This window comes from Rhizobium sp. P40RR-XXII, assembly GCF_012641405.1.
Taxonomy (GTDB): Bacteria; Pseudomonadota; Alphaproteobacteria; order Rhizobiales; family Rhizobiaceae; genus Rhizobium.
Window position 1 is genome coordinate 109,935 of sequence record NZ_JABAII010000016.1, and the last position, 24,165, is coordinate 134,099.

Below are 24,165 nucleotides of genomic sequence, written 5' to 3' on the forward strand. Positions count from 1 at the left end.
CAGTCGCCGTTAGCTTCCTTGGCAAGCCGGCCGCATCGATCCGATTATTTCGCCGGAAGAGCCTTCGCTCACCAAGGCTTGTCTTGCGAAATGAGCTCAAGGGCCTATTTATCGCTCGATTTTCCAAGGAGGAGATTTTCATGAAGAAACGTATTTTGTTCACGGGCGGAAGCGGCAAGGCCGGACGTCACGCGGTTCCGTGGCTGGTGAATGCCGGCTACGAAGTCCACAATGTCGATCTCGTGCCGCTGAACAGCCCCGGCGTCACCAATCTGCAGGCTGATGTCACCGATGCGGGACAGGTATATGATGTCCTGACCATGCATCGCGATTTCCCGGATCTCGATCAGGGCAAGGGCGTGCAACCTTTCGATGCCGTCGTGCATTTCGCCGCCATACCGCGCATCCTGATTAAGCCCGACAACGAGACGTTCCGCATCAACACGATGAGCACCTACAATGTCATCGAGGCGGCCGCGAAGCTCGGCGTGAAGAAGATCATCATCGCCTCCAGCGAGACAACCTATGGCATCTGCTTTGCCGAAGGTCATCGCGATTTTCACCAGTTGCCGCTGGAGGAAGATTATGATGTCAATCCGATGGATTCCTATGGCCTGTCCAAGGTCGTGAACGAGAAGACGGCTCGGGCTTTCGCCGAGCGTTTCGGCATCGACATCTATGCGCTGCGCATCGGCAATGTCATCGAGCCTCATGAATATGAGCGGTTCCCCGAGTTTTTCGCCAACAGCGAAATCCGCAAGCGTATCGCCTGGAGCTATATCGACGCCCGCGACCTCGGCCAGATCGTCCATCTCTGCATCGGGAAGGATGGCCTCGGTTTCCAGGTGTTCAATGCCGCGAACGACACGATCTCGGCCAACACGCCATCGCGTGAGCTTGCCGCGAAGCACTTTCCGAACGTGCCTTTTACCCGCGACATCGGCGAGTATGAGGGCCTGTTGTCCAACCGCAAAATCCGCGAAGTGCTTGGCTTCAAGGAAGAGCATAACTGGCGTCGCTATGTGAACGTTTGAGGTGCTGCCTTTAAAGCGTTCCCGGCGCTCTCTCGCGGCGCTGGGCAGGGTGAGGGGCTGCTGCCGGCACTGCCTCTCCATTTGTTACGCAGCAAAACCAAAAATGCTTCCGCAAACACTCGACAAATATCCCCGTTTATTTAAGTAGGGTTGCGTTCGCGGCGCATCTCCTGGAGATTGTAGCCGAGGTGCGGTACGTCCGGCCCCTGTTTCGAACGAGCATCCTCGGCAAGAGCGCGCTAAGGGATGGGGTGGGCGCGGCCAGTGTCGCGACGAAAAATGGTTTGCCGGCTGACCTGCAAGCGTTCAGCCGCTTCGGAGGTATCATGAAGGATAATGTTGCACGTATTTTTGTCGGTTTCGATTCCAAGGAAGTCGTGGCCTATCACGTCCTGACCCAGAGCATCATCGAGCGCTCGTCGATCCCGGTGGTCTTCTCGCCGATCGTGCTCAACAATCTCGATGGCATCTTCACGCGTGAGCGCAATCCGCTGCAGTCGACCGAGTTTTCCTTCTCGCGCTTCCTCGTTCCCTATCTCAGCGACTATCAAGGCTGGAGCATCTTCATGGATTGCGACATGCTCGCCCGTGCCGATATCGCCGAACTCTGGGCATTGCGTGACGACCGCTATGCCGCCATGTGCGTGAAGCACGACTACCAGCCGAAGGTCGAAACCAAGTTCCTCGGCCAGACACAGACCAAATACGAGAAGAAGAACTGGTCGAGCATGATCCTGTTCAACAATGCCAAGTGCACGGCATTGACGAAGGACTTCGTCAACACGGCGACCGGCCTGCAGCTCCACCAGTTCAAGTGGCTGGATAGCGACGATCAGATCGGCGAAGTGCCGGTGACCTGGAACTATCTCGTCAACGAATACGACCGCCGCGAAGATGCCAAGCTGGTACACTTCACCGATGGCGGTCCCTATTTCGACGAATATCGCAACGACGACTATGCCGAGGAATGGTTCGCCATGCGCGACCGCATGCTGCACGTCCAGCAGAAGTGAACGATTTGGATCACAAGACGACGGGAAACATCGATGTCGGCATACCGGCTGCGGGTTCCGCGGCCGGCCTGAACAGCGCCGACGAGTGGCGGACCATTCTGGCCGGGTTTTCCCATATCGTCTTGGTCGCCAATAGCGACGCGGTAGATATCGCAAACCTGCAGGCGCAGTTTCCGGAGACTGCGCTCTTCGTCTTCTTCAACAAGGTCTACAAGGTTCTGGACCGCCCGTTTCATAGACATTCACTGCTGATCTCGCGCGGCCAGCCGCGCGGGGCAAACATCGTCTATCGCGGCGAGGTGGGCGAGGTCGTGAAATTCTTTCCGAAGGAATATTTCCTCGGCATCATGAATATCCGTCTGGGCTCGGAGGAGAGGCTCAATCCGGCCGCGGATTTCCAGGGTGCTCCGACCGGTCATCTCGATCTGGTCGGCTTCTGTTCCGATTTCTATACGGAAGGCAAGACGCCGACGAGCGGCTTTGCCCTGGCGCTCTGGCTCAGCGATCTGAAGCTGCCCGGCGCGATCGTGCTCGCCGGTTTCTCGGCCAGGCGCAGTCAGAAGTGGAGGGTGGTTTCCGTTCATGATTGGACCTTCGAGCAGACCTTCCTGCGCCTGTTTGCCCGGCTCGGAAAGATCACCATCCATGGCGGCGTTGCACTGAGCCCCTATATCCGGCTTGCCCAGCGCTTCACCGAACTGCCGCCGGCCGAAATTTCGCTGGCAGCCGCGGACGTGCTGTCGGAACGGCTCGGCAATACGGATGCCGAAGTGGACAAGCTGATCTCTCTGACGAATGTGATTCGCTCCACGGACAATTTCCTGCGCCGGCTCAGGCCGAAATTCCTCAAGCGCAAGCCGAAGGGCTCTTCCGGAGAATAGCGAAACCGGAAGCGCCGTTTCAGCGGCTTCCCCTTCGCGGTACGTCCGGCGGTGCGGACGTGCTCTGCGCGAAGCTGCGGGTTCGATTGGGAAAAAACAAAAAACGCTCTTGCCAATCGTTTCGTCCCGCCTTAAAGGGAGCGCCATGTCTTCGAACTGCTCGGGCGGTCCACCGCTTGAAGCGAATAGTCGAAGGAAGAAGGGGTATAGCTCAGTTGGTAGAGCGGCGGTCTCCAAAACCGCAGGTCGTAGGTTCGAGCCCTGCTGCCCCTGCCATTTTCCTTGATTTGACTGGCGCGTCTTTTCGCTGCTTCTCGGGTTGAGGATTATGCCGAACCGGCGGCAAATTTTAGAAAACACCGTATTGCCTCTTGTTAAATCGGGAATCGGTGTTTATGTAGGGTTCAACAGACACGCGGTGCGTGGGGCTGATATGTTCAGCTTTACGCGCCGTAATTGCGTGGGCAGTCAATGGCATCCAAAACGAATCCACTAGCGTTTCTGCAGCAGGTGCGCTCCGAGACGTCGAAAATTACTTGGCCTTCACGCCGCGAGACCATGATCTCGACGGTGATGGTGCTTGTCATGGTTGTTTTCGCCTCGCTGTTTTTCTTCGCTGCCGACCAGCTCATTGGCTGGATTCTCGGCTACGTGTTGAATACCGGCAATTGATATCGGGTGGAGATGAACATGGCGGCACGTTGGTACATCGTCCACGCTTATTCTAATTTCGAAAAGAAAGTGGCTGAATCCATTGAGGAGAAGGCCAGGCAGAAGGGTCTCGAGCATCTGTTCGAGAAGATTCTTGTGCCGACCGAGAAGGTCGTTGAGGTGCGCCGCGGCCGCAAGGTCGATAGCGAGCGCAAGTTCTTCCCGGGTTACGTGCTGGTGCGCGCCAATCTGACGGACGAAGCCTACCACCTGATCAAGAACACGCCGAAGGTGACTGGCTTCCTCGGCTCCGACAATAAGCCTGTTCCGATTCCGGATTATGAAGCTGAGCGCATTCTCGGTCAGGTTCAGGAAGGCGTCGAGCGGCCGAAGGCTTCCGTATCCTTCGAGATTGGCGAGCAGGTCCGCGTTTCCGATGGTCCGTTCGCTTCGTTCAACGGCACGGTTCAGGATGTGGACGAAGAGCGTTCGCGCCTGAAGGTGGAAGTGTCGATTTTCGGCCGCGCTACGCCGGTCGAGCTGGAATACAGTCAGGTCGAAAAAGTTTGATTGTATCCTTTGCGAGGGGCCGGCTTGGCTGCTGGCCTTTCGTTCGAGTTTGGATATGAGTAATTGCTTACTTATATCTCGCGGCGAAGCCGCAATCCGCGTGGAAGGGTAGGGTCTTAGCCGGGCCTGGTCATCCGCACCACGCAACCGCAGCCGCCGGAGCGATCCGGCATTAGTCGGCCGGGCAACCGGTCAAGTAGAAAGGCAGAGAGAAATGGCTAAGAAAGTTGCAGGCCAGCTCAAGCTGCAGGTTAAGGCCGGCTCGGCGAATCCGTCGCCGCCGATCGGTCCTGCGCTTGGTCAGCGTGGCATTAACATCATGGAATTCTGCAAGGCGTTCAATGCCGCCACGCAGGAAATGGAAAAGGGTATGCCGATCCCGGTCGTCATCACCTACTACCAGGACAAGTCCTTCACCTTCATCATGAAGCAGCCGCCGGTCAGCTACTTCCTGAAGAAGGAAGCGAAGATCCAGTCCGGCTCCAAGACCCCGGGCAAGGGCGCCAAGGCTGGCACCCTGAGCAGGGCTCAGGTCAAGGCAATCGCCGAAGCCAAGATGAAGGATCTGAACGCCGCCGATATCGAAGGCGCAATGGCCATGATCGAGGGCTCCGCCCGCGCCATGGGCCTGGAAGTGGTAGGTTAAGACCATGGTAGCTAAGCGTATTCAGAAGATTCGTGAAGGCGTCGATCCGACCAAGCTCTACGCTCTGGATCTGGCCATCGGCATGGTCAAGGAACGTGCCATCGCCAAGTTCGACGAAACCGTCGAAATCTCGATGAACCTCGGTGTTGACCCGCGTCACGCCGACCAGATGGTTCGCGGCGTCGTCAACCTGCCGAACGGCACCGGCCGTACGGTTCGTGTTGCCGTCTTCGCTCGCGGCGCCAAGGCTGACGAAGCCAAGGCTGCCGGCGCAGACATCGTCGGCGCCGAAGACCTGGTCGAAATCGTTCAGGGCGGCAAGATCGATTTCGATCGCTGCATCGCCACCCCGGACATGATGCCGCTCGTCGGCCGCCTCGGTAAGGTTCTCGGCCCGCGCGGCATGATGCCGAACCCGAAGGTCGGTACCGTTACGATGGACGTCAAGTCTGCCGTTGAGGCATCCAAGGGCGGCGCCGTCGAGTTCCGTGTCGAGAAGGCTGGTATCGTCCATGCCGGTATCGGCAAGGCTTCCTTCGACGCCAAGGCTCTGGAAGAAAACATCCGCGCCTTCGCCGACGCCGTCATCAAGGCGAAGCCGGCTGGCGCCAAGGGCAACTACGTCAAGCGCGTAGCGATCTCCTCGACCATGGGTCCGGGCGTCAAGATCGAGCTGTCCTCCGTCACGGCGCCGGTCGCCTGATTGGTTTTGCCGGGCGGTAAGTCCGGCTTTTAAGAATTCCCGGCCTTTCGGGGCCGGGATTTCCGGAGAAATCCGGAATTCCTGTCCGAGATTGCAGGTGGTTATCCCTTAATCACTTAAGCCTGCATGAGACGGGTAAGACCCGAATTTTGAAGAAGCATCGCTTCGATGAACTCGGTTCGAGCCTTGGATGCCTTGTGCCTTGGAGCCGTTCGGCTCGAGCGCGAGGGGACAGGATCCTCAAGCGTCGCTTGGGATCTACATTGATCCCAGGAGGCAAAAGGCAACCCGGCAGGCCCGTTAACCCGGTCCTGTCAACTGGAGAAAAGCAGTGGAAAGAGCGGAAAAACGCGAATTCGTCACGGAACTGAACGAAGTCTTCAAGGCTTCGGGTTCGGTTGTCGTGGCCCACTATGCTGGTGCTACAGTCGCTCAGATGAACGATTTTCGTTCCAAGATGCGCGCTGCTGGCGGCACCGTCAAAGTCGCGAAGAACCGCCTGGCCAAAATTGCTCTTCAGGGCACGGATGCGGAAGGGATTTCCAATCTCTTCACCGGTCAGACGCTGATCGCATACAGCACTGATCCGATTACCGCTCCGAAGGTCGTCGTGGATTTCGCCAAGGGCAACGATAAGATCGTTGTTCTGGGCGGCGCCATGGGAACAACAACGCTCAACGCCGAAGGTGTAAAGTCGCTCGCGACCCTGCCTTCGCTGGACGAGCTGCGCGCGAAGCTGCTGGGCATGATCCAGACTCCGGCTACCCGCATCGCAGGTGTTGTTGCAGCGCCGGCAAGTCAGCTTGCTCGCGTGTTCTCGGCTTACGCCAAGAAGGACGAAGCCGCGTAAGGCGGTTTTTCGCTGTTCATAACCAACCAGTTCGAACCGAACAAAAGGAACTACAAAAATGGCTGATCTCGCAAAGATCGTAGACGACCTCTCCTCGCTGACCGTTCTCGAAGCCGCAGAACTGTCCAAGCTTCTCGAAGAAAAGTGGGGCGTTTCCGCCGCTGCTCCGGTAGCTGTTGCTGCCGTTGCCGGTGGTGCTGGCGCTGCTGCTGCCGTTGAAGAAGAAAAGACCGAGTTCGACGTCATCCTCACGGATGCCGGCGCGAACAAGATCAACGTCATCAAGGAAGTCCGCGCCATCACCGGCCTGGGCCTCAAGGAAGCCAAGGACCTCGTTGAAGCCGCTCCGAAGGCTGTCAAGGAAGCCGTTTCCAAGGCTGAAGCCGCTGACATCAAGAAGAAGCTCGAAGACGCCGGCGCTAAGGTCGACGTTAAGTAAGCTTGAAACTGCTTTTGGGAGGTGGCTTTTTGCCGCCTCCCATTCGCCGTTTTTCTGAACGAATTACCCAAAAGCCGCGGGCAAAACGGCTTTTGGGTAATGGGTTCTTCAAGAGGATGGTCTCAAACCGAACCGCGACGCAATCCGGCTGAGCGGTTTTCGGTTAAATAGACGAGATTGAATTACTCATTGATTGATGGGGTCGCCTGGCCAGCGATTCCCATCCGTTGCAGGCCCGGGTGCAGGATTTTAAAGGAGCGACGATGGCTCAGACCCTTTCGTTCAACGGTCGCAGGCGCGTACGCAAGTTTTTTGGTAAGATTCCCGAAGTCGCAGAGATGCCGAACCTCATCGAGGTTCAAAAGGCGTCCTACGATCAGTTTCTCATGGTCGAAGAACCGAAGGGCGGCCGCCCGGACGAAGGTCTTCAGGCTGTCTTCAAGTCGGTTTTCCCGATTACCGATTTCTCCGGCGCTTCCATGCTGGAGTTCGTTTCCTATGAGTTCGAGCCGCCGAAGTTCGACGTCGATGAGTGCCGCCAGCGCGACCTGACCTATGCCGCGCCGCTGAAGGTGACCCTCCGTCTGATCGTGTTCGATATCGACGAGGATACGGGCGCGAAGTCCATCAAGGACATCAAGGAACAAAGCGTCTACATGGGCGATATGCCGCTCATGACGAACAACGGTACGTTCGTCGTGAACGGCACCGAACGCGTTATCGTGTCCCAGATGCACCGTTCGCCGGGCGTCTTCTTCGATCACGACAAGGGCAAGAGCCATTCGTCCGGCAAGCTGCTCTTCGCCGCGCGCGTCATCCCGTATCGCGGTTCCTGGCTCGACATCGAATTCGACGCCAAGGACATCGTCTATGCCCGTATCGACCGTCGCCGCAAGATTCCGGTGACGTCGCTCCTTATGGCCCTCGGCATGGACGGCGAAGAAATCCTGTCGACCTTCTACACAAAGTCGCTCTACGAGCGCTCCGGCGATGGCTGGCGCATTCCCTTCAAGGCGGAAACGCTGAAGGGCGCCAAGACCGTTACCGACATGATCGACGCCGACACCGGCGAAGTCGTGGTCGAAGGCGGCAAGAAGCTCACCCCGCGCCTGCTGCGTCAGCTGCAGGACAAGGGCCTCAAGGCCCTCAAGGCGACGGACGAAGAGCTTTACGGCCTCTTCCTGGCGGAAGACATCGTCAACGTCCAGACCGGTGAGATCTATCTTGAAGCCGGCGACGAAATCGACGAAAAGACCCTGCCGGTCATTCTGAAGGCTGGCTTCGACGAAATCCCGATTCTCGGCATCGACCACATCAACGTCGGCGCCTACATCCGCAACACGCTGTCTGCGGACAAGAACGAGAACCGTCAGGACGCTCTGTTCGACATCTACCGCGTAATGCGTCCGGGTGAGCCGCCGACTATGGAGTCGGGCGAAGCCATGTTCAATTCGCTGTTCTTCGATGCGGAGCGTTACGACCTCTCCGCCGTCGGCCGCGTGAAGATGAACATGCGCCTCGATCTCGACGTCGAAGATACCGTTCGCACCCTGCGCAAGGACGACATCCTGGCCGTGGTCAAGATGCTGGTTGAGCTGCGTGACGGCAAGGGCGAGATCGACGACATCGACAACCTCGGCAACCGCCGCGTCCGTTCGGTCGGCGAGCTGATGGAAAACCAGTATCGTCTGGGCCTGCTGCGCATGGAGCGTGCGATCAAGGAACGTATGTCCTCGATCGAAATCGACACGGTCATGCCGCAGGATTTGATCAACGCCAAGCCGGCCGCCGCCGCCGTGCGCGAATTCTTCGGCTCCTCGCAGCTGTCGCAGTTCATGGACCAGGTGAATCCGCTTTCGGAAATCACCCACAAGCGCCGTCTTTCGGCTCTTGGCCCGGGCGGTCTGACCCGCGAGCGCGCCGGCTTCGAAGTCCGCGACGTGCATCCGACGCACTACGGTCGTATTTGCCCGATCGAAACGCCGGAAGGCCCGAACATCGGTCTGATCAACTCGCTGGCGACCTTTGCCCGCGTCAACAAGTACGGCTTCATCGAAAGCCCTTATCGCCGCATCATCGACGGTAAGGTGACCAACGACGTGCTCTACCTCTCCGCGATGGAAGAGGCGAAGTACTACGTTGCTCAGGCCAACGCCGAGCTCGACACCGACGGCTCCTTCATCGAAGAATTCGTCGTTTGCCGTCATGCCGGCGAAGTCATGCTCGCTCCGCGCGACAACATCAACCTGATGGACGTCTCGCCGAAGCAGCTCGTTTCGGTCGCAGCCGCTCTGATCCCGTTCCTGGAAAACGACGACGCCAACCGCGCTCTCATGGGCTCGAACATGCAGCGTCAGGCCGTGCCGCTTCTGCGTGCCGAAGCCCCGTTCGTCGGCACAGGCATGGAGCCGGTCGTCGCGCGTGACTCTGGTGCTGCCATCGGCGCCCGCCGCGGCGGCGTGGTCGACCAGGTCGACGCAACGCGTATCGTTATCCGCGCCACCGAAGACCTCGATCCGTCGAAGTCCGGCGTCGATATCTATCGCCTGATGAAGTTCCAGCGTTCGAACCAGAACACCTGCGTCAACCAGCGTCCGCTGGTTACCGTCGGTGACGTAGTCAACCGGGGCGACATCCTGGCGGACGGCCCGTCGACGGACCTCGGCGATCTCGCGCTCGGCCGTAACGTGCTCGTCGCGTTCATGCCGTGGAACGGCTACAACTACGAAGACTCGATCCTGCTCTCCGAGCGTATCGTTGCCGACGATGTGTTCACCTCCATTCACATCGAAGAATTCGAAGTGATGGCGCGTGACACCAAGCTCGGTCCGGAAGAAATCACCCGCGATATTCCGAACGTTTCGGAAGAAGCGCTGAAGAACCTGGACGAAGCAGGCATCGTTTACATCGGCGCTGAAGTTCAGCCGGGCGACATCCTCGTTGGCAAGATCACGCCGAAGGGCGAAAGCCCGATGACGCCGGAAGAAAAGCTCCTGCGCGCCATCTTCGGTGAAAAGGCGTCCGACGTTCGCGACACCTCCATGCGCATGCCGCCCGGCACCTACGGTACGGTCGTCGAAGTTCGCGTTTTCAACCGCCACGGCGTCGAAAAAGACGAACGTGCTATGGCGATCGAGCGCGAGGAAATCGAGCGTCTCGCCAAGGACCGCGACGACGAGCAGGCGATCCTCGACCGTAACGTCTACGGCCGCCTGGTCGAGATGCTGCGTGGTCAGGTCGCTCTTGCTGGTCCGAAGGGCTTCAAGAAGGGCACCGAGCTGTCGAACGCCGTCGTTTCGGAGTATCCCCGTTCGCAGTGGTGGATGTTCGCCGTCGAAGACGAGAAGATCCAGGGCGAACTCGAAGCCCTGCGTGGCCAGTACGACGAATCCAAGTCGCGTCTTGAACAGCGCTTCATGGACAAGGTCGAGAAGGTCCAGCGCGGCGACGAAATGCCTCCGGGCGTCATGAAGATGGTCAAGGTCTTCGTTGCGGTGAAGCGCAAGATCCAGCCGGGCGACAAGATGGCCGGCCGTCACGGGAACAAGGGCGTGGTCTCGCGCATTGTTCCGGTTGAAGACATGCCGTTCCTGGAAGACGGCACGCATGTCGATATCGTGCTGAACCCGCTGGGCGTTCCCTCGCGCATGAACGTTGGTCAGATTCTCGAAACGCACCTTGGCTGGGCTTGCGCCGGCATGGGTCGCCAGATCGGTGAGCTGATCGAAGCCTACAAGGCAAGTGGCAACATCGAGCCTCTGCGCAAGACGATCGACATGGTCGTCGGTGACGGTCCGAAGAGCGACGACGTGCACGAGTATGACGATGCGTCGGTTCTGCGTCTGGCAGACCAGTGGAAGCGTGGCGTGTCCATCGCGACCCCGGTCTTCGATGGCGCCGGCGAAGCAGACGTCAACGAGATGCTGGAAATGGCAGGTCTCAAGCAGACGGGTCAGTCGACGCTGTATGACGGTCGTACCGGCGAGCAGTTCGACCGCCAGGTCACGGTTGGCTACATCTACATGCTGAAGCTGAACCACCTTGTCGACGACAAGATCCACGCCCGTTCGATCGGTCCGTACTCGCTCGTTACCCAGCAGCCGCTGGGCGGTAAGGCGCAGTTCGGCGGTCAGCGCTTCGGCGAAATGGAAGTCTGGGCGCTGGAAGCTTACGGTGCAGCCTACACGCTGCAGGAAATGCTCACGGTCAAGTCGGACGACGTGGCCGGCCGCACCAAGGTCTACGAAGCCATCGTTCGTGGCGACGACACCTTCGAGGCGGGCATTCCGGAAAGCTTCAACGTTCTCGTCAAGGAAATGCGCTCGCTGGGCCTCAGCGTCGAACTGGAAAATTCCAAGGTCGACGATCTGCAGACGGCAAGCCAGCTTCCGGACGCAGCCGAGTAATAACCTGTCGGGTGCGCGCTGTTGGTCAGCGCGCACCGTTGGAATATTGCAGCGCCGTCGACGTCCCTTCGGATGCATGGCGCCGCAAGGCGGTTTTAAAGCGTCAGGCCGGCTCCCGGGATTTGCCGGCACTGTTCGCAATTCGAGGGCGTTTCGCCCCTAAAGGAGATAGGCATGAACCAAGAGGTCATGAATCTTTTCAATCCGCAGATGCCTGCGCAGAATTTCGATTCCATCCGGATTTCGATTGCGTCGCCGGAGAAGATTCTTTCCTGGTCTTATGGCGAGATCAAGAAGCCGGAGACGATCAACTATCGTACGTTCAAGCCAGAACGCGATGGTCTCTTCTGCGCGCGCATCTTCGGGCCGATCAAGGACTACGAGTGCCTGTGCGGCAAGTACAAGCGCATGAAGTACAAGGGCATCATCTGCGAAAAGTGCGGCGTCGAAGTCACGCTGTCGCGCGTTCGCCGTGAGCGCATGGGCCATATCGAGCTCGCCGCTCCCGTTGCCCACATCTGGTTCCTGAAGTCGCTGCCTTCGCGTATTTCGACACTGCTCGACATGACGCTGAAGGATGTCGAGCGCGTTCTCTACTTCGAAAACTATATCGTCACCGAGCCGGGCCTGACCGCCCTCAAGGAGCACCAGCTTCTCTCGGAAGAAGAGTACATGCTCGCCGTCGACGAGTATGGCGAAGACCAGTTCACCGCCATGATCGGCGCTGAAGCGATCTACGAGATGCTGGCCAGCATGAACCTCGAAAAGATCGCCGGCGACCTGCGTTCCGAGCTTGCCGACACCACGTCGGATCTCAAGCAGAAGAAGCTGATGAAGCGCCTGAAGATCGTCGAGAACTTCATGGAATCGGGCAACCGTCCGGAATGGATGATCATGAAGGTCGTCCCGGTCATCCCGCCGGACCTGCGTCCGCTGGTTCCGCTCGATGGCGGCCGTTTCGCGACTTCGGATCTGAACGATCTGTATCGCCGCGTCATCAACCGTAACAATCGTCTGAAGCGCCTCATCGAACTGCGCGCTCCGGGCATCATCATCCGCAACGAAAAGCGCATGTTGCAGGAATCTGTCGATGCGCTGTTCGACAACGGCCGCCGTGGCCGCGTCATCACCGGCGCTAACAAGCGCCCGCTGAAGTCGCTGTCCGACATGCTCAAGGGCAAGCAGGGCCGCTTCCGTCAGAACCTGCTCGGTAAGCGCGTCGACTATTCCGGCCGTTCGGTCATCGTGACCGGTCCGGAGCTGAAGCTGCATCAGTGCGGCCTGCCGAAGAAGATGGCGCTCGAGCTGTTCAAGCCGTTCATCTACGCCCGTCTCGACGCCAAGGGTTATTCCTCGACCGTCAAGCAGGCCAAGAAGCTGGTCGAAAAGGAAAAGCCGGAAGTGTGGGATATCCTCGACGAGGTCATCCGCGAGCATCCGGTTCTCCTGAACCGCGCGCCGACGTTGCACCGCCTGGGCATCCAGGCCTTCGAACCCATGCTGGTCGAAGGCAAGGCGATCCAGCTGCATCCGCTCGTCTGCACGGCCTTCAACGCCGACTTCGACGGCGACCAGATGGCTGTTCACGTGCCGCTCTCGCTGGAAGCCCAGCTTGAAGCCCGCGTGCTGATGATGTCGACCAACAACATTCTGCATCCGGCAAACGGCGCGCCGATCATCGTTCCCTCGCAGGACATGGTTCTCGGCCTGTACTACCTGTCGATCCTGAACCAGAACGAACCGGGCGAAGGCATGGCCTTCTCCGATCTCGGCGAGCTGCATCACGCCCTCGAAAACAAGGTCGTGACGCTGCACTCCAAGATCCGCGGCCGCTTCAAGTCGGTCGACGAAGAGGGCAAGCCCTATTCGAAGATCTATGAGACGACGCCTGGCCGCCTGTTGATCGGCGAACTGCTGCCGAAGCACGGCAAGGTGACCTTCGACATCTGCAACCAGGAAATGACCAAGAAGAACATCTCCAAGATGATCGACACGGTCTACCGTCATTGCGGCCAGAAGGACACGGTCATTTTCTGCGACCGCATCATGCAGCTTGGCTTCTCTCATGCCTGCCGCGCCGGCATTTCGTTCGGCAAGGACGACATGGTCATCCCGGATACCAAGGTTAAGATCGTCGGCGATACCGAAGCACTCGTGAAGGAATACGAGCAGCAGTACAACGACGGCCTGATCACCCAGGGCGAGAAGTACAACAAGGTCGTGGACGCCTGGGGCAAGGCCACGGAAAAGGTCGCCGAAGAAATGATGGCCCGCATTAAGGCCGTTGAATTCGACGAAAAGACCGGTCGCCAGAAGCCGATGAACTCGATCTACATGATGAGCCACTCGGGTGCTCGTGGTTCACCGAACCAGATGCGTCAGCTGGGCGGCATGCGCGGCCTCATGGCCAAGCCGTCGGGCGAAATCATCGAGACGCCGATCATCTCGAACTTCAAGGAAGGCTTGACCGTTAACGAGTACTTCAACTCGACCCACGGTGCCCGTAAGGGTCTGGCCGACACCGCCTTGAAGACCGCGAACTCCGGTTACCTGACCCGCCGTCTCGTCGACGTCGCGCAGGATTGCATCGTCACGCACGTCGATTGCGGCACCGAGAACGGCCTCACCATGACCGCCATCGTCGATGCCGGTCAGGTCGTCGCCTCGCTCGGTGCCCGTATCCTCGGCCGCACGGCCCTGGACGACATCGATCATCCGGTCACGGGTGAGCGCATCGTCGACGCCGGCAAGATGATCCTGGAGCCAGATGTCATCGAGATCGAGAAGGCTGGTATCCAGTCGATCCGCATCCGTTCGGCGCTGACCTGCGAAATCCAGACGGGCGTCTGCTCGGTCTGCTACGGCCGTGACCTTGCTCGCGGTACGCCTGTCAACATCGGTGAAGCTGTCGGCGTCATCGCCGCACAGTCGATCGGTGAGCCGGGCACGCAGCTGACTATGCGTACCTTCCACTTGGGCGGCACGGCGACCGTGGTCGACCAGTCGTTCCTGGAAGCCTCTTACGAGGGCACGGTCCAGATCAAGAACCGCAACATGCTGCGCAACTCCGAAGGCAACCTCGTTGCCATGGGCCGCAACATGACGGTTCAGATCCTGGACGAACGTGGTGTCGAACGCTCTTCGCAGCGTGTCGCCTACGGCTCCAAGATTTATGTCGACGAAGGCGACAAGGTGAAGCGCGGTCAGCGTCTGGCGGAATGGGACCCCTATACCCGTCCGATGATGACGGAAGTGGCCGGTACGGTTCACTTCGAAGACGTTGTCGACGGTCTCTCGGTTCTCGAAGCGACCGACGAGTCCACCGGCATCACCAAGCGTCAGGTTATCGACTGGCGCTCGACGCCGCGCGGCTCGGATCTCAAGCCGGCGATCGTCATCAAGGACGCTAGCGGTAATGTTGCCAAGCTGTCGCGTGGCGGTGAAGCCCGCTTCCTGCTCTCTGTCGAAGCGATCCTGTCCGTCGAGCCGGGCACGAAGGTGTCGCAGGGTGACGTTCTCGCCCGTTCGCCGCTGGAAAGTGCCAAGACGAAGGACATCACCGGTGGTCTGCCGCGTGTTGCCGAATTGTTCGAGGCTCGTCGTCCGAAGGATCACGCCATCATCGCTGAAATCGATGGTACGATCCGCCTCGGCCGCGACTACAAGAACAAGCGTCGCGTCATCATCGAGCCGGCGGAAGACGGTGTCGAGCCGGTCGAATACCTGATCCCGAAGGGCAAGCCCTTCCACCTTCAGGAAGGCGACTATATCGAAAAGGGTGACTACATCCTCGACGGTAACCCGGCACCGCACGACATTCTGGCGATCAAGGGCGTGGAAGCTCTGGCTTCCTACCTGGTCAACGAAATCCAGGAAGTCTACCGCTTGCAGGGCGTTGTCATCAACGACAAGCATATCGAAGTGATTGTCCGTCAGATGCTGCAGAAGGTGGAGATCACCGATGCAGGCGACAGCCAGTACATCGTCGGCGACAACGTCGATCGTATCGAGCTGGACGATGCCAACGACCGTCTGATCGAAGAAGGCAAGAAGCCCGCTTATGGCGATCCGGTTCTGCTCGGCATCACCAAGGCATCGCTGCAGACGCCGTCCTTCATTTCGGCCGCATCCTTCCAGGAAACGACGAAGGTGCTGACCGAAGCTGCAATCGCCGGCAAGACCGACGGCCTGCAGGGTCTGAAGGAAAACGTCATCGTCGGCCGCCTCATCCCGGCCGGTACCGGCGGTACCATGACGCAGATCCGCCGTATCGCCACGGCGCGCGACGAGCTCATCCTGGAAGAGCGTCGCAAGGGCACGGGTGCCAACGTCGCAACGCCGATGCTGCAGGATCTCGCAAGCGAGAACACTCCGGCCGAGTAAGCGGCACGGCATTGAAAAAATCAAAACCGCCCGGAGCGATCCGGGCGGTTTCTTTTTGCATGGTGTAAAGTCGATAGGCGAGGGCGGGTCGCCTCCACAGAGGGCGGCGACAGCCGGCGCGTCAGCGGAAGCGGATGATCGCGACTTCGCCTTCGAGTGCGCCCTGATAGGCGGAGGCGTGCGGCTCCTCATCCGGTATGTCCGTCAGCAGACCGATCTGGTCGAGGTCGGCCTCGATGAAGCCTTCCTCGGCAAGCGCGTTCAGCGCCTCGCGCACGGCGGTATCGTCGTCGGGTGCCTTCAGCATGACATGCAGATCGATGCCTTCGCCGCCATCGGTTTCATAGCCCTTGCCGATGATGATGAAGACCATGGGGCCGTCGGAATTGTTGTCGTTATCTGGCGCAGTAATCATGTGTCTTCCTTCGGGAGTGTCGAATCGACCCGGCGATTCCCTGTGGTTGCACGGGCGTCGGATGGAATTGTCTTTCCGTGATTCCTTATAGGGATTTTAACGAAATACCAAAGTCGATCTTGCCGAACAGGCGGCATTTCCGTATCCAAAGCCTCAAATGGCTGGTTTTCCCGGCCTTTCAGGCCTTTGTGACAAAGATAATTTCTTAACCGGCCTTGACGAAACGGCGGGAAACCAGTAGTACCGCCGCCATCGGGACCCATGTGAGGCATGGCTGTTCGGAGCGACGCGCTCTGGAGTTCACCTCAAACAAGGTTCTAAACGCACGTTGAAGACACGAATGCTGCACGCAAGACGCTATTACAGCGTCCTCTGCTTTTCTGTGGTCCATCTGCGAAAGCGGATCGGGCCACGTTTTGCGCATTGAGACGAACGTGTGTCGTTGCCGGTGACGGCGAAAGTGAAGCCCGTAAGGGTGTCGAGATAGATTTACAAGGGATGGTTGAATGCCTACCGTAAACCAGCTGATCCGCAAGCCTCGTCAGGCACAGGTAAAGCGTAATAAGGTTCCCGCTCTCCAGGAGAACCCGCAGAAGCGCGGCGTTTGCACCCGCGTCTACACGACGACGCCGAAGAAGCCGAACTCGGCTCTGCGTAAGGTCGCAAAGATCCGTCTGACCAACGGCTTTGAAGTCATTGGTTACATTCCCGGTGAAGGTCACAACCTTCAGGAACACTCTGTCGTCATGATCCGTGGCGGCCGCGTCAAGGACCTTCCGGGTGTCCGTTATCACATCATCCGCGGCGTTCTCGATACCCAGGGTGTCAAGAACCGCAAGCAGCGCCGTTCCAAGTACGGTGCGAAGCGTCCGAAGTAATTCGGTTTCAGGTAATCCGGTGCTGCGCGAGGTTCTCCGCGTGGTGAAGCGCCGCCAATAGTTGAGAGACGAGAAGTACATGTCCAGACGTCACAGAGCAGAAAAGCGCGAGATCAACCCGGACCCGAAGTTCGGCGATCTGGTCGTCACCAAGTTCATGAATGCCATCATGCTCGACGGCAAAAAGTCCGTGGCTGAAAACATCGTATACGGCGCATTCGACGCCGTGCAGGGCAAGGCAAAGCAGGAGCCGCTCGGCGTGTTCCATCAGGCTTTGGATAACATCGCTCCGCACGTTGAAGTTCGTTCGCGTCGTGTTGGTGGTGCTACCTACCAGGTTCCGGTCGATGTTCGTCCGGAGCGCCGTCAGGCTCTGGCCATCCGCTGGCTGATCGCTGCTGCTCGCAAGCGCAACGAAACCACCATGGTCGATCGCCTCAGCGGCGAACTTCTCGATGCCTCCAACAACCGCGGCGCCGCCGTCAAGAAGCGCGAAGACACGCACAAGATGGCTGATGCCAACCGTGCGTTCTCGCATTATCGCTGGTAATCCCGAACGGTTTCGGAAAGGCAGTCCACAATGGCTCGCGAATATAAAATCGAAGACTACCGCAATTTCGGTATCATGGCGCATATCGACGCCGGCAAGACCACGACCACCGAGCGTATTCTTTACTACACCGGCAAGTCGCACAAGATCGGCGAAGTGCACGACGGTGCGGCCACGATGGACTGGATGGAGCAGGAGCAGGAGCGTGGCATTACGATCACCTCTGCTGCGACCACGACCTACTGGAAGGGCCGCGACGGCAAGACCCGCCGCTTCAACATCATCGACACTCCCGGCCACGTCGACTTCACCATCGAAGTCGAGCGTTCCCTGCGCGTTCTCGACGGTGCCATCGCGCTGCTCGACGCCAACGCCGGCGTTGAGCCGCAGACGGAAACCGTCTGGCGTCAGGCTGAGAAGTACAATGTCCCGCGGATGATCTTCTGCAACAAGATGGACAAGACCGGCGCCGATTTCTATCGCTCGGTCGAGATGATCAAGACCCGCCTTGGTGCTACCGCTGTTGTCATGCAGCTGCCGATCGGTGCAGAAACCGAGTTCAAGGGCGTCATCGACCTGATCGAGATGAATGCTCTCATCTGGCGCGACGAGTCGCTCGGCGCTCAGTGGGACGTCGTTGAAATCCCGGAAGACATGAAGGCCAAGGCTGCCGAATACCGCGAAAAGCTGATCGAGACCGTTGTCGAGATCGACGAAGCCGCGACTGAAGCCTACCTCGAAGGCAACCTGCCTGATAACGATCAGATCCGCGCACTCGTCCGTCGCGGCACGATCGACGTCAAGTTCCATCCGATGTTCTGCGGCACCGCCTTCAAGAACAAGGGTGTTCAGCCGCTTCTCGACGCCGTCGTCGATTACCTGCCGTCGCCGCTCGACATTCCGGCGATCAAGGGCATCGACTTCAAGACGGAAGCCGAAATCGAACGTCACGCCGACGACAGCGAGCCGTTGTCCATGCTGGCATTCAAGATCATGAACGACCCCTTCGTCGGTTCGCTGACCTTCGCCCGCATCTACTCCGGCAAGCTCGAGAAGGGCGCGTCGGTCATGAACACGGTCAAGGACAAGCGCGAGCGCGTCGGCCGCATGCTGCAGATGCACTCCAACTCGCGTGAAGACATCGAAGAAGCCTTCGCTGGCGACATCGTCGCTCTGGCCGGCCTCAAGGAAACGACCACTGGCGATACGCTCTGCGACCCGCTGAAGCCGGTTATCCTCGAGCGCATGGAATTCCCCGAGCCGGTCATCCAGATCGCGATCGAGCCGAAGACCAAGGGCGACCAGGAAAAGATGGGCCTCGCGCTCAACCGCCTGGCTGCAGAAGATCCGTCCTTCCGCGTCAAGACCGACCAGGAATCTGGCCAGACGATCATTGCCGGCATGGGTGAACTTCACCTCGACATCATCGTCGACCGCATGCGTCGTGAATTCAAGGTTGAAGCGACCGTCGGTGCGCCGCAGGTTGCTTACCGCGAAACCATTACGCGTCAGACGGAAAAGGACTACACCCACAAGAAGCAGTCGGGTGGTACCGGTCAGTTCGCTCGCGTCAAGATCGTGTTCGAACCGAACCCGGACGGCGACGACTTCAAGTTCGAGTCCAAGATCGTCGGCGGTTCTGTTCCGAAGGAATACATCCCGGGCGTTCAGAAGGGTATCGAAAGCGTTCTGTCTTCGGGCCCGCTGGCTGGCTTCCCGATGCTCGGCGTCAAGGCGACGCTCATCGACGGTGCCTTCCACGATGTTGACTCGTCGGTTCTGGCCTTCGAAATCGCTTCCCGCGCTTGCTTCCGTGAAGCAGCCCGCGAAGCCGGTGCTCAGCTCCTCGAGCCGATGATGAAGGTCGAAGTCGTAACGCCGGAAGATTACGTCGGCGACGTCATCGGTGACCTGAACTCGCGTCGTGGCCAGATCCAGGGCCAGGAAAGCCGCGGTATCGCCGTTGTCATCAACGCGAACGTCCCGCTGGCGAACATGTTCAAGTACGTCGATAACCTGCGCTCGATGTCTCAGGGCCGTGCACAGTACACGATGACCTTCGATCATTATGCGCCGGTTCCGTCGAACGTCGCACAGGAAATCCAGGCAAAGTATTCCGGTCAAAAGTGACCGGAATACCAATTGACCGATAACAAGAATTGATCCCCCAGGGGACAGGAAAAACGGAGAGCCGAAAATGGCAAAGAGTAAGTTTGAGCGCAATAAGCCGCACGTTAACATCGGGACGATCGGGCACGTTGACCACGGCAAGACGTCCTTGACGGCAGCGATCACGAAGTACTTCGGCGAGTTCAAGGCGTACGACCAGATCGACGCCGCACCGGAAGAAAAGGCACGCGGCATCACGATCTCGACGGCACACGTCGAGTACGAGACGCCTGCTCGCCACTATGCGCACGTCGACTGCCCCGGCCACGCCGACTATGTGAAGAACATGATCACCGGTGCCGCACAGATGGACGGCGCGATCCTGGTTTGCTCGGCTGCCGACGGCCCGATGCCGCAGACGCGCGAGCACATCCTGCTTGCCCGCCAGGTTGGCGTTCCGGCGATCGTGGTGTTCCTGAACAAGGTCGACCAGGTTGACGACGCTGAGCTTCTCGAGCTGGTCGAGCTTGAAGTTCGCGAGCTTCTGTCGTCCTACGACTTCCCGGGCGACGACATTCCGGTCGTCAAGGGTTCGGCGCTTGCCGCTCTTGAAGATTCGGACAAGAAGATCGGCGAAGACGCGATCCGCGAGCTGATGGCTCAGGTTGACGCCTACATCCCGACGCCAGAGCGTCCGATCGACCAGCCGTTCCTGATGCCGATCGAAGACGTGTTCTCGATCTCTGGCCGTGGTACGGTTGTGACGGGCCGCGTCGAGCGCGGTATCGTCAAGGTTGGCGAAGAAGTCGAGATCGTCGGCATCCGCCCGACGTCGAAGACGACGGTGACCGGCGTTGAAATGTTCCGCAAGCTGCTCGATCAGGGCCAGGCCGGCGACAACATCGGCGCGCTGGTTCGTGGTGTGAACCGTGACGGCGTCGAGCGTGGCCAGATCCTGTGCAAGCCTGGCTCTGTCAAGCCGCACAAGAAGTTCATGGCCGAAGCCTACATCCTGACGAAGGAAGAAGGTGGCCGTCATACGCCGTTCTTCACGAACTACCGTCCGCAGTTCTACTTCCGCACGACGGATGTGACCGGCATCGTGACGCTTCCGGAAGGCACGGAAATGGTTATGCCTGGCGACAACGTCACCGTTGCCGTTGAGCTGATCGTTCCGATCGCGATGGAAGAAAAGCTTCGCTTCGCCATCCGCGAAGGCGGCCGTACCGTCGGCGCAGGCATCGTCGCCTCCATCGTCGAGTAATTCGAAGGCGGCCACTCCACCCGAGTGGCCGATTCGAGGACGATGACAATAATATGAAGCAAGCGGCAGTAGTCGCTTGCTTATGACATGGAAATGTTGCAAATGGCGCGCGAGCGCGATTTGAGCTCTGCTTCGGATAACGAAGCGGCCAATGCGATTAACAATGAAGGTGGGCCGAAAGGTCTGAAGAGTGGATGGGGATGCCGCAGCCGGCGTTCCTCTCGATCTTTGAAACCGGTGATCCGCCTTAGGAAAAAGAACAATCCGTGCCCTTTTTTGAGCGGCACGCGAGATAACAAAACACAAGGATAACGTCGAATGAACGGCCAAAATATCCGCATTCGCCTGAAGGCGTTCGATCACCGGATTCTCGATGCTTCCACGCGCGAGATCGTGTCGACGGCGAAGCGCACCGGTGCTAGCGTCCGGGGCCCCGTTCCGCTTCCGACTCGTATCGAGAAGTTCACGGTTAACCGGTCCCCGCACATCGACAAGAAGAGCCGCGAGCAGTTCGAGATGCGCACGCATAAGCGCCTCCTCGACATCGTTGATCCGACCCCGCAGACGGTAGACGCGCTGATGAAGCTCGATCTCGCCGCCGGTGTCGATGTTGAGATCAAGCTCTGAGACCTGGTTCTCGAGCTGAGTGAGAAGGATTGAACCGATGCGTTCAGGTGTGATTGCACAGAAGGTGGGAATGACCCGCGTCTATAACGACGCTGGCGAGCATGTCCCGGTAACGGTATTGCGTTTGGATGGCTGCCAGGTCGTAGCCCAGCGCACAGTTGAAAAGAATGGCTACACCGCAGTTCAGCTGGGTGCCGGCCAGGCTAAGGTTAAGAACACGACGAAGGCCCTGCGCGGTCATTTCGCCGTCGCAAGCGTTGAGCCGAAGGCCAAGCTCGTTGAATTCCGTGTTACGGACGACAACCTGCTCGAAGTCGGCACCGAACTGAAGGCTGCTCACTTCACGGCGGGCCAGCTCGTCGACGTGACCGGCACGACGATCGGTAAGGGCTTTGCCGGCGCCATCAAGCGCCACGGTTTCGGCGGTCTGCGCGCCACGCACGGTGTGTCGGTTTCGCACCGCTCGCACGGTTCGACCGGCTCGCGCCAGGATCCGGGCAAGGTGTTCAAGAACAAGAAGATGGCTGGTCACATGGGCCAGACGCGCGTGACGACGCAGAACCTTGAAGTGGTTTCGACCGATGAAGATCGCGGTCTGATCCTCGTCAAGGGCGCGGTTCCCGGCTCCAAGGGTGCCTGGATCATCGTGCGCGACGCCGTCAAGTCGGCAGCGAAGTAAGGGAGCCAAACCAATGGAATTGAACGTCAAGACCCTCGAGGGCAAAGACGCTGGGAAGGTTTCCCTTTCTGACGCGATTTTCGGCCTTGAGCCGCGTGAAGACATTCTTGCCCGCGTCATTCGCTGGCAGCTTGCCAAGAAGCAGCAGGGCACGCACCAGGCAAAGGGCCGCGCGGATGTTTCGCGTACCGGCGCCAAGATGTACAAGCAGAAGGGTACGGGCCGCGCTCGTCACCATTCGGCTCGTGCTCCGCAGTTCCGCGGCGGTGGTAAGGCTCACGGCCCTGTCGCCCGCAGCCATGAACATGATCTGCCGAAGAAGGTTCGCGCCCTCGGCCTGCGTCATGCTCTCTCGGCTAAGTTCAAGGCTGAAGACGTGATCGTCATCGACAATCTCGTCGCAACCGAAGCCAAGACCAAGGCACTCGCTGGCGCTTTCGAGACGCTCGGCCTGACGAACGCTCTGTTCATCGGCGGCGCTGAGCTCGACAGCAACTTCAAGCTCGCAGCCCAGAACATTCCGAACATCGATGTTCTGCCGGTTCAGGGCATCAACGTTTACGACATCCTGCGCCGCGGCAAGCTCGTGCTGTCCAAGGCTGCAGTTGAAGCTCTAGAGGAGCGATTCAAGTGACGGATCTTCGCCATTACGATGTGATCGTTTCTCCTGCGATCACCGAAAAGTCCACGCTACTTTCGGACAACAACCAGGTTGTTTTCAACGTTGCCAAGACCGCGACGAAGCCTGAAATCAAGGCTGCCGTCGAAGCGCTCTTCGGCGTCAAGGTTACGGCCGTTAACACTCTGCTGCGCCTCGGCAAGACCAAGCGGTTCAAGGGTCTCGTCGGCAAGCAGAAGGACGTGAAGAAGGCTGTTGTGACGCTTGCCGAAGGCCAGTCGATCGACGTCTCCACCGGTCTCTGAGGAATAAGAAAATGGCATTGAAAACATTCAATCCGACGACCCCGAGCCAGCGTCAGCTGGTCATCGTCGATCGCTCCTCCCTCTACAAGGGCAAGCCGGTCAAGACGCTGACGGAAGGCCTGACCTCTAAGGGCGGCCGCAACAACACCGGCCGCATCACCGTGCGTTTCCAGGGTGGCGGTCACAAGCGCACCTATCGCCTGGTGGACTTCAAGCGTCGCAAGTTCGACGTGGACGCGACCGTCGAGCGCATCGAATACGATCCGAACCGTACCGCTTACATCGCTCTGGTGAAGTACACGGACGGCGAACTGGCCTATATCCTCGCTCCGCAGCGCCTCGCTGCCGGCGACAAGGTCATCGCTTCGGAAAAGGCAGTTGACGTGAAGCCTGGCAACGCCATGCCGCTTCAGTTCATCCCGGTCGGCTCCATCATCCACAATGTGGAAATGAAGCCGGGCAAGGGTGGTCAGATCGCTCGCTCCGCCGGTTCCTACGCTCAGCTCGTCGGCCGCGACCAGGGTATGGCGATCCTTCGTCTGAACTCAGGCGAACAGCGCCTCGTGCACGGCACCTGCCTTGCCTCGATCGGTGCGGTTTCGAACCCGGATCACGGCAACATCAACGACGGTAAGGCCGGTCGTTCGCGTTGGCGTGGCAAGAAGCCGCATAACCGCGGCGTTGTCATGAACCCGGTCGACCATCCGCACGGCGGTGGTGAAGGCCGCACCTCCGGTGGTCGCCATCCGGTGACCCCATGGGGCAAGCCGACCAAGGGTAAGCGTACGCGGTCGAACAAGTCGACCGACAAGATGATCATGCGCTCGCGCCATCAGCGCAAGAAGTAAGAGAGGAAGTCTCAAGTGGCTCGTTCAGTATGGAAAGGTCCGTTTGTTGACGGCTATCTTCTCAAGAAGGCTGAGAAGGTGCGCGAAGGCGGACGCAATGAAATAATCAAGATGTGGAGCCGCCGCTCCACGATCATGCCGCAGTTCGTTGGTCTCACCTTCGGCGTCTACAACGGCAGCAAGCACATTCCGGTCAGCGTCAATGAAGACATGGTCGGCCACAAGTTCGGCGAGTTCGCCCCGACCCGTACCTATTATGGTCACGGTGCGGACAAGAAGGCGAAGAGGAAGTAAC

The 24,165-nt window shown here is 59.0% G+C and carries 22 protein-coding genes and 1 tRNA gene; 22 read left to right on the top strand and 1 reads right to left on the bottom strand.

Going from position 1 to position 24,165, the window contains the following annotated elements:
* The first annotated feature begins 140 nt into the window (after positions 1-140).
* The 12 genes from HGP16_RS25625 to rpoC all read left to right on the top strand — a co-directional run bounded on the left by HGP16_RS25625 (position 141) and on the right by rpoC (position 15,576).
* Positions 141-1,034: an NAD-dependent epimerase/dehydratase family protein gene (locus tag HGP16_RS25625; RefSeq protein WP_168842806.1), complete on the top strand. Its 894-nt coding sequence runs from the start codon at positions 141-143 to the stop codon at positions 1,032-1,034.
* 326 nt (positions 1,035-1,360) lie between these two features.
* The gene (locus HGP16_RS25630) at positions 1,361-2,047 is read left to right on the top strand and encodes a glycosyltransferase (protein WP_168842807.1); all 687 of its coding nucleotides are present in this window, start codon (positions 1,361-1,363) and stop codon (positions 2,045-2,047) included.
* A 5-nt stretch (positions 2,048-2,052) separates the two neighbouring features.
* Positions 2,053-2,928: a 3-deoxy-manno-octulosonate cytidylyltransferase gene (locus HGP16_RS25635; protein WP_205926693.1), complete on the top strand. Its 876-nt coding sequence runs from the start codon at positions 2,053-2,055 to the stop codon at positions 2,926-2,928.
* A gap of 200 nt (positions 2,929-3,128) precedes the next feature.
* A tRNA-Trp gene (locus HGP16_RS25640) sits at positions 3,129-3,204 on the top strand.
* 195 nt (positions 3,205-3,399) lie between these two features.
* A complete protein-coding gene (secE, locus tag HGP16_RS25645) occupies positions 3,400-3,600 on the top strand; it encodes a preprotein translocase subunit SecE (protein WP_112341906.1) in 201 nt (66 codons plus the stop codon).
* An 18-nt stretch (positions 3,601-3,618) separates the two neighbouring features.
* The gene (gene nusG / locus HGP16_RS25650; RefSeq protein ID WP_004123460.1) at positions 3,619-4,149 is read left to right on the top strand and encodes a transcription termination/antitermination protein NusG; all 531 of its coding nucleotides are present in this window, start codon (positions 3,619-3,621) and stop codon (positions 4,147-4,149) included.
* 214 nt (positions 4,150-4,363) lie between these two features.
* Positions 4,364-4,795 carry a 50S ribosomal protein L11 gene (rplK, locus tag HGP16_RS25655; protein ID WP_168842808.1) on the top strand — a complete coding sequence of 144 codons (432 nt, stop codon included), beginning with the start codon at positions 4,364-4,366 and terminating at the stop codon, positions 4,793-4,795.
* 4 nt (positions 4,796-4,799) lie between these two features.
* Entirely contained in the window at positions 4,800-5,498 is a 699-nt protein-coding gene (gene rplA / locus HGP16_RS25660; RefSeq protein WP_168842809.1) for a 50S ribosomal protein L1, read from the top strand.
* 331 nt (positions 5,499-5,829) lie between these two features.
* The gene (gene rplJ, locus HGP16_RS25665; RefSeq protein ID WP_004123444.1) at positions 5,830-6,348 is read left to right on the top strand and encodes a 50S ribosomal protein L10; all 519 of its coding nucleotides are present in this window, start codon (positions 5,830-5,832) and stop codon (positions 6,346-6,348) included.
* 58 nt (positions 6,349-6,406) lie between these two features.
* Positions 6,407-6,787: a 50S ribosomal protein L7/L12 gene (gene rplL / locus HGP16_RS25670; RefSeq protein ID WP_112803993.1), complete on the top strand. Its 381-nt coding sequence runs from the start codon at positions 6,407-6,409 to the stop codon at positions 6,785-6,787.
* Positions 6,788-7,050: 263 nt separating this feature from the next.
* Complete coding sequence (gene rpoB, locus HGP16_RS25675) at positions 7,051-11,193, top strand: DNA-directed RNA polymerase subunit beta (protein WP_168842810.1); 4,143 nt, start codon at positions 7,051-7,053, stop codon at positions 11,191-11,193.
* A gap of 174 nt (positions 11,194-11,367) precedes the next feature.
* Entirely contained in the window at positions 11,368-15,576 is a 4,209-nt protein-coding gene (rpoC, locus tag HGP16_RS25680; RefSeq protein WP_168842811.1) for a DNA-directed RNA polymerase subunit beta', read from the top strand.
* A 121-nt stretch (positions 15,577-15,697) separates the two neighbouring features.
* On the opposite strand, the gene HGP16_RS25685 is transcribed toward rpoC, so the two are convergent.
* On the bottom strand, positions 15,698-15,991 hold the full coding sequence (locus tag HGP16_RS25685; RefSeq protein ID WP_004123433.1) for a hypothetical protein: 294 nt from the start codon (positions 15,989-15,991) through the stop codon (positions 15,698-15,700).
* Between the two features lie 506 nt (positions 15,992-16,497).
* On the opposite strand from HGP16_RS25685, the gene rpsL reads away from it, so the two are divergent.
* The 10 genes from rpsL to rpsS all read left to right on the top strand — a co-directional run bounded on the left by rpsL (position 16,498) and on the right by rpsS (position 24,164).
* Positions 16,498-16,869, top strand: coding sequence for a 30S ribosomal protein S12 (rpsL, locus tag HGP16_RS25690; protein WP_003507760.1), 372 nt, complete (start codon positions 16,498-16,500; stop codon positions 16,867-16,869).
* 79 nt (positions 16,870-16,948) lie between these two features.
* Entirely contained in the window at positions 16,949-17,419 is a 471-nt protein-coding gene (gene rpsG / locus HGP16_RS25695; protein WP_034513449.1) for a 30S ribosomal protein S7, read from the top strand.
* Positions 17,420-17,449: 30 nt separating this feature from the next.
* Positions 17,450-19,549 carry an elongation factor G gene (gene fusA, locus HGP16_RS25700; protein ID WP_168842812.1) on the top strand — a complete coding sequence of 700 codons (2,100 nt, stop codon included), beginning with the start codon at positions 17,450-17,452 and terminating at the stop codon, positions 19,547-19,549.
* 67 nt (positions 19,550-19,616) lie between these two features.
* On the top strand, positions 19,617-20,792 hold the full coding sequence (gene tuf / locus HGP16_RS25705; RefSeq protein WP_168842804.1) for an elongation factor Tu: 1,176 nt from the start codon (positions 19,617-19,619) through the stop codon (positions 20,790-20,792).
* A 318-nt stretch (positions 20,793-21,110) separates the two neighbouring features.
* Positions 21,111-21,419, top strand: coding sequence for a 30S ribosomal protein S10 (gene rpsJ / locus HGP16_RS25710; protein ID WP_003547547.1), 309 nt, complete (start codon positions 21,111-21,113; stop codon positions 21,417-21,419).
* A gap of 37 nt (positions 21,420-21,456) precedes the next feature.
* Entirely contained in the window at positions 21,457-22,098 is a 642-nt protein-coding gene (rplC, locus tag HGP16_RS25715) for a 50S ribosomal protein L3 (RefSeq protein WP_028753974.1), read from the top strand.
* A gap of 13 nt (positions 22,099-22,111) precedes the next feature.
* Positions 22,112-22,732 (top strand): 50S ribosomal protein L4, encoded by a 621-nt coding sequence (gene rplD, locus HGP16_RS25720; protein ID WP_168842813.1) that lies wholly within the window; start codon positions 22,112-22,114, stop codon positions 22,730-22,732.
* Complete coding sequence (locus HGP16_RS25725; protein WP_015339600.1) at positions 22,729-23,022, top strand: 50S ribosomal protein L23; 294 nt, start codon at positions 22,729-22,731, stop codon at positions 23,020-23,022. The genes rplD and HGP16_RS25725 overlap by 4 nt, the downstream gene beginning before the upstream one ends.
* Positions 23,023-23,033: 11 nt before the next feature.
* On the top strand, positions 23,034-23,870 hold the full coding sequence (gene rplB / locus HGP16_RS25730) for a 50S ribosomal protein L2 (protein WP_168842814.1): 837 nt from the start codon (positions 23,034-23,036) through the stop codon (positions 23,868-23,870).
* A gap of 15 nt (positions 23,871-23,885) precedes the next feature.
* Positions 23,886-24,164, top strand: a complete 279-nt coding sequence (gene rpsS, locus HGP16_RS25735; protein ID WP_015339602.1) for a 30S ribosomal protein S19 — start codon at positions 23,886-23,888, stop codon at positions 24,162-24,164.
* The last annotated feature ends 1 nt before the right edge of the window (position 24,165 follow it).

Excerpts from the sequence above, each read along its gene's own strand:
- HGP16_RS25625 (WP_168842806.1), top strand. The coding sequence starts at position 141 with ATGAAGAAACGTATTTTGTTCACGGGCGGAAGCGGCAAGGCCGGACGT.
- HGP16_RS25630 (WP_168842807.1), top strand. The coding sequence starts at position 1,361 with ATGAAGGATAATGTTGCACGTATTTTTGTCGGTTTCGATTCCAAGGAA.
- secE (WP_112341906.1), top strand. The coding sequence starts at position 3,400 with ATGGCATCCAAAACGAATCCACTAGCGTTTCTGCAGCAGGTGCGCTCC.
- nusG (WP_004123460.1), top strand. The coding sequence starts at position 3,619 with ATGGCGGCACGTTGGTACATCGTCCACGCTTATTCTAATTTCGAAAAG.
- rplK (WP_168842808.1), top strand. The coding sequence starts at position 4,364 with ATGGCTAAGAAAGTTGCAGGCCAGCTCAAGCTGCAGGTTAAGGCCGGC.
- rplA (WP_168842809.1), top strand. The coding sequence starts at position 4,800 with ATGGTAGCTAAGCGTATTCAGAAGATTCGTGAAGGCGTCGATCCGACC.
- rplL (WP_112803993.1), top strand. The coding sequence starts at position 6,407 with ATGGCTGATCTCGCAAAGATCGTAGACGACCTCTCCTCGCTGACCGTT.
- rpoB (WP_168842810.1), top strand. The coding sequence starts at position 7,051 with ATGGCTCAGACCCTTTCGTTCAACGGTCGCAGGCGCGTACGCAAGTTT.
- rpoC (WP_168842811.1), top strand. The coding sequence starts at position 11,368 with ATGAACCAAGAGGTCATGAATCTTTTCAATCCGCAGATGCCTGCGCAG.
- HGP16_RS25685 (WP_004123433.1), bottom strand. The coding sequence starts at position 15,991 with ATGATTACTGCGCCAGATAACGACAACAATTCCGACGGCCCCATGGTC.
- rpsL (WP_003507760.1), top strand. The coding sequence starts at position 16,498 with ATGCCTACCGTAAACCAGCTGATCCGCAAGCCTCGTCAGGCACAGGTA.
- rpsG (WP_034513449.1), top strand. The coding sequence starts at position 16,949 with ATGTCCAGACGTCACAGAGCAGAAAAGCGCGAGATCAACCCGGACCCG.
- fusA (WP_168842812.1), top strand. The coding sequence starts at position 17,450 with ATGGCTCGCGAATATAAAATCGAAGACTACCGCAATTTCGGTATCATG.
- tuf (WP_168842804.1), top strand. The coding sequence starts at position 19,617 with ATGGCAAAGAGTAAGTTTGAGCGCAATAAGCCGCACGTTAACATCGGG.
- rpsJ (WP_003547547.1), top strand. The coding sequence starts at position 21,111 with ATGAACGGCCAAAATATCCGCATTCGCCTGAAGGCGTTCGATCACCGG.
- rplC (WP_028753974.1), top strand. The coding sequence starts at position 21,457 with ATGCGTTCAGGTGTGATTGCACAGAAGGTGGGAATGACCCGCGTCTAT.
- rplD (WP_168842813.1), top strand. The coding sequence starts at position 22,112 with ATGGAATTGAACGTCAAGACCCTCGAGGGCAAAGACGCTGGGAAGGTT.
- rplB (WP_168842814.1), top strand. The coding sequence starts at position 23,034 with ATGGCATTGAAAACATTCAATCCGACGACCCCGAGCCAGCGTCAGCTG.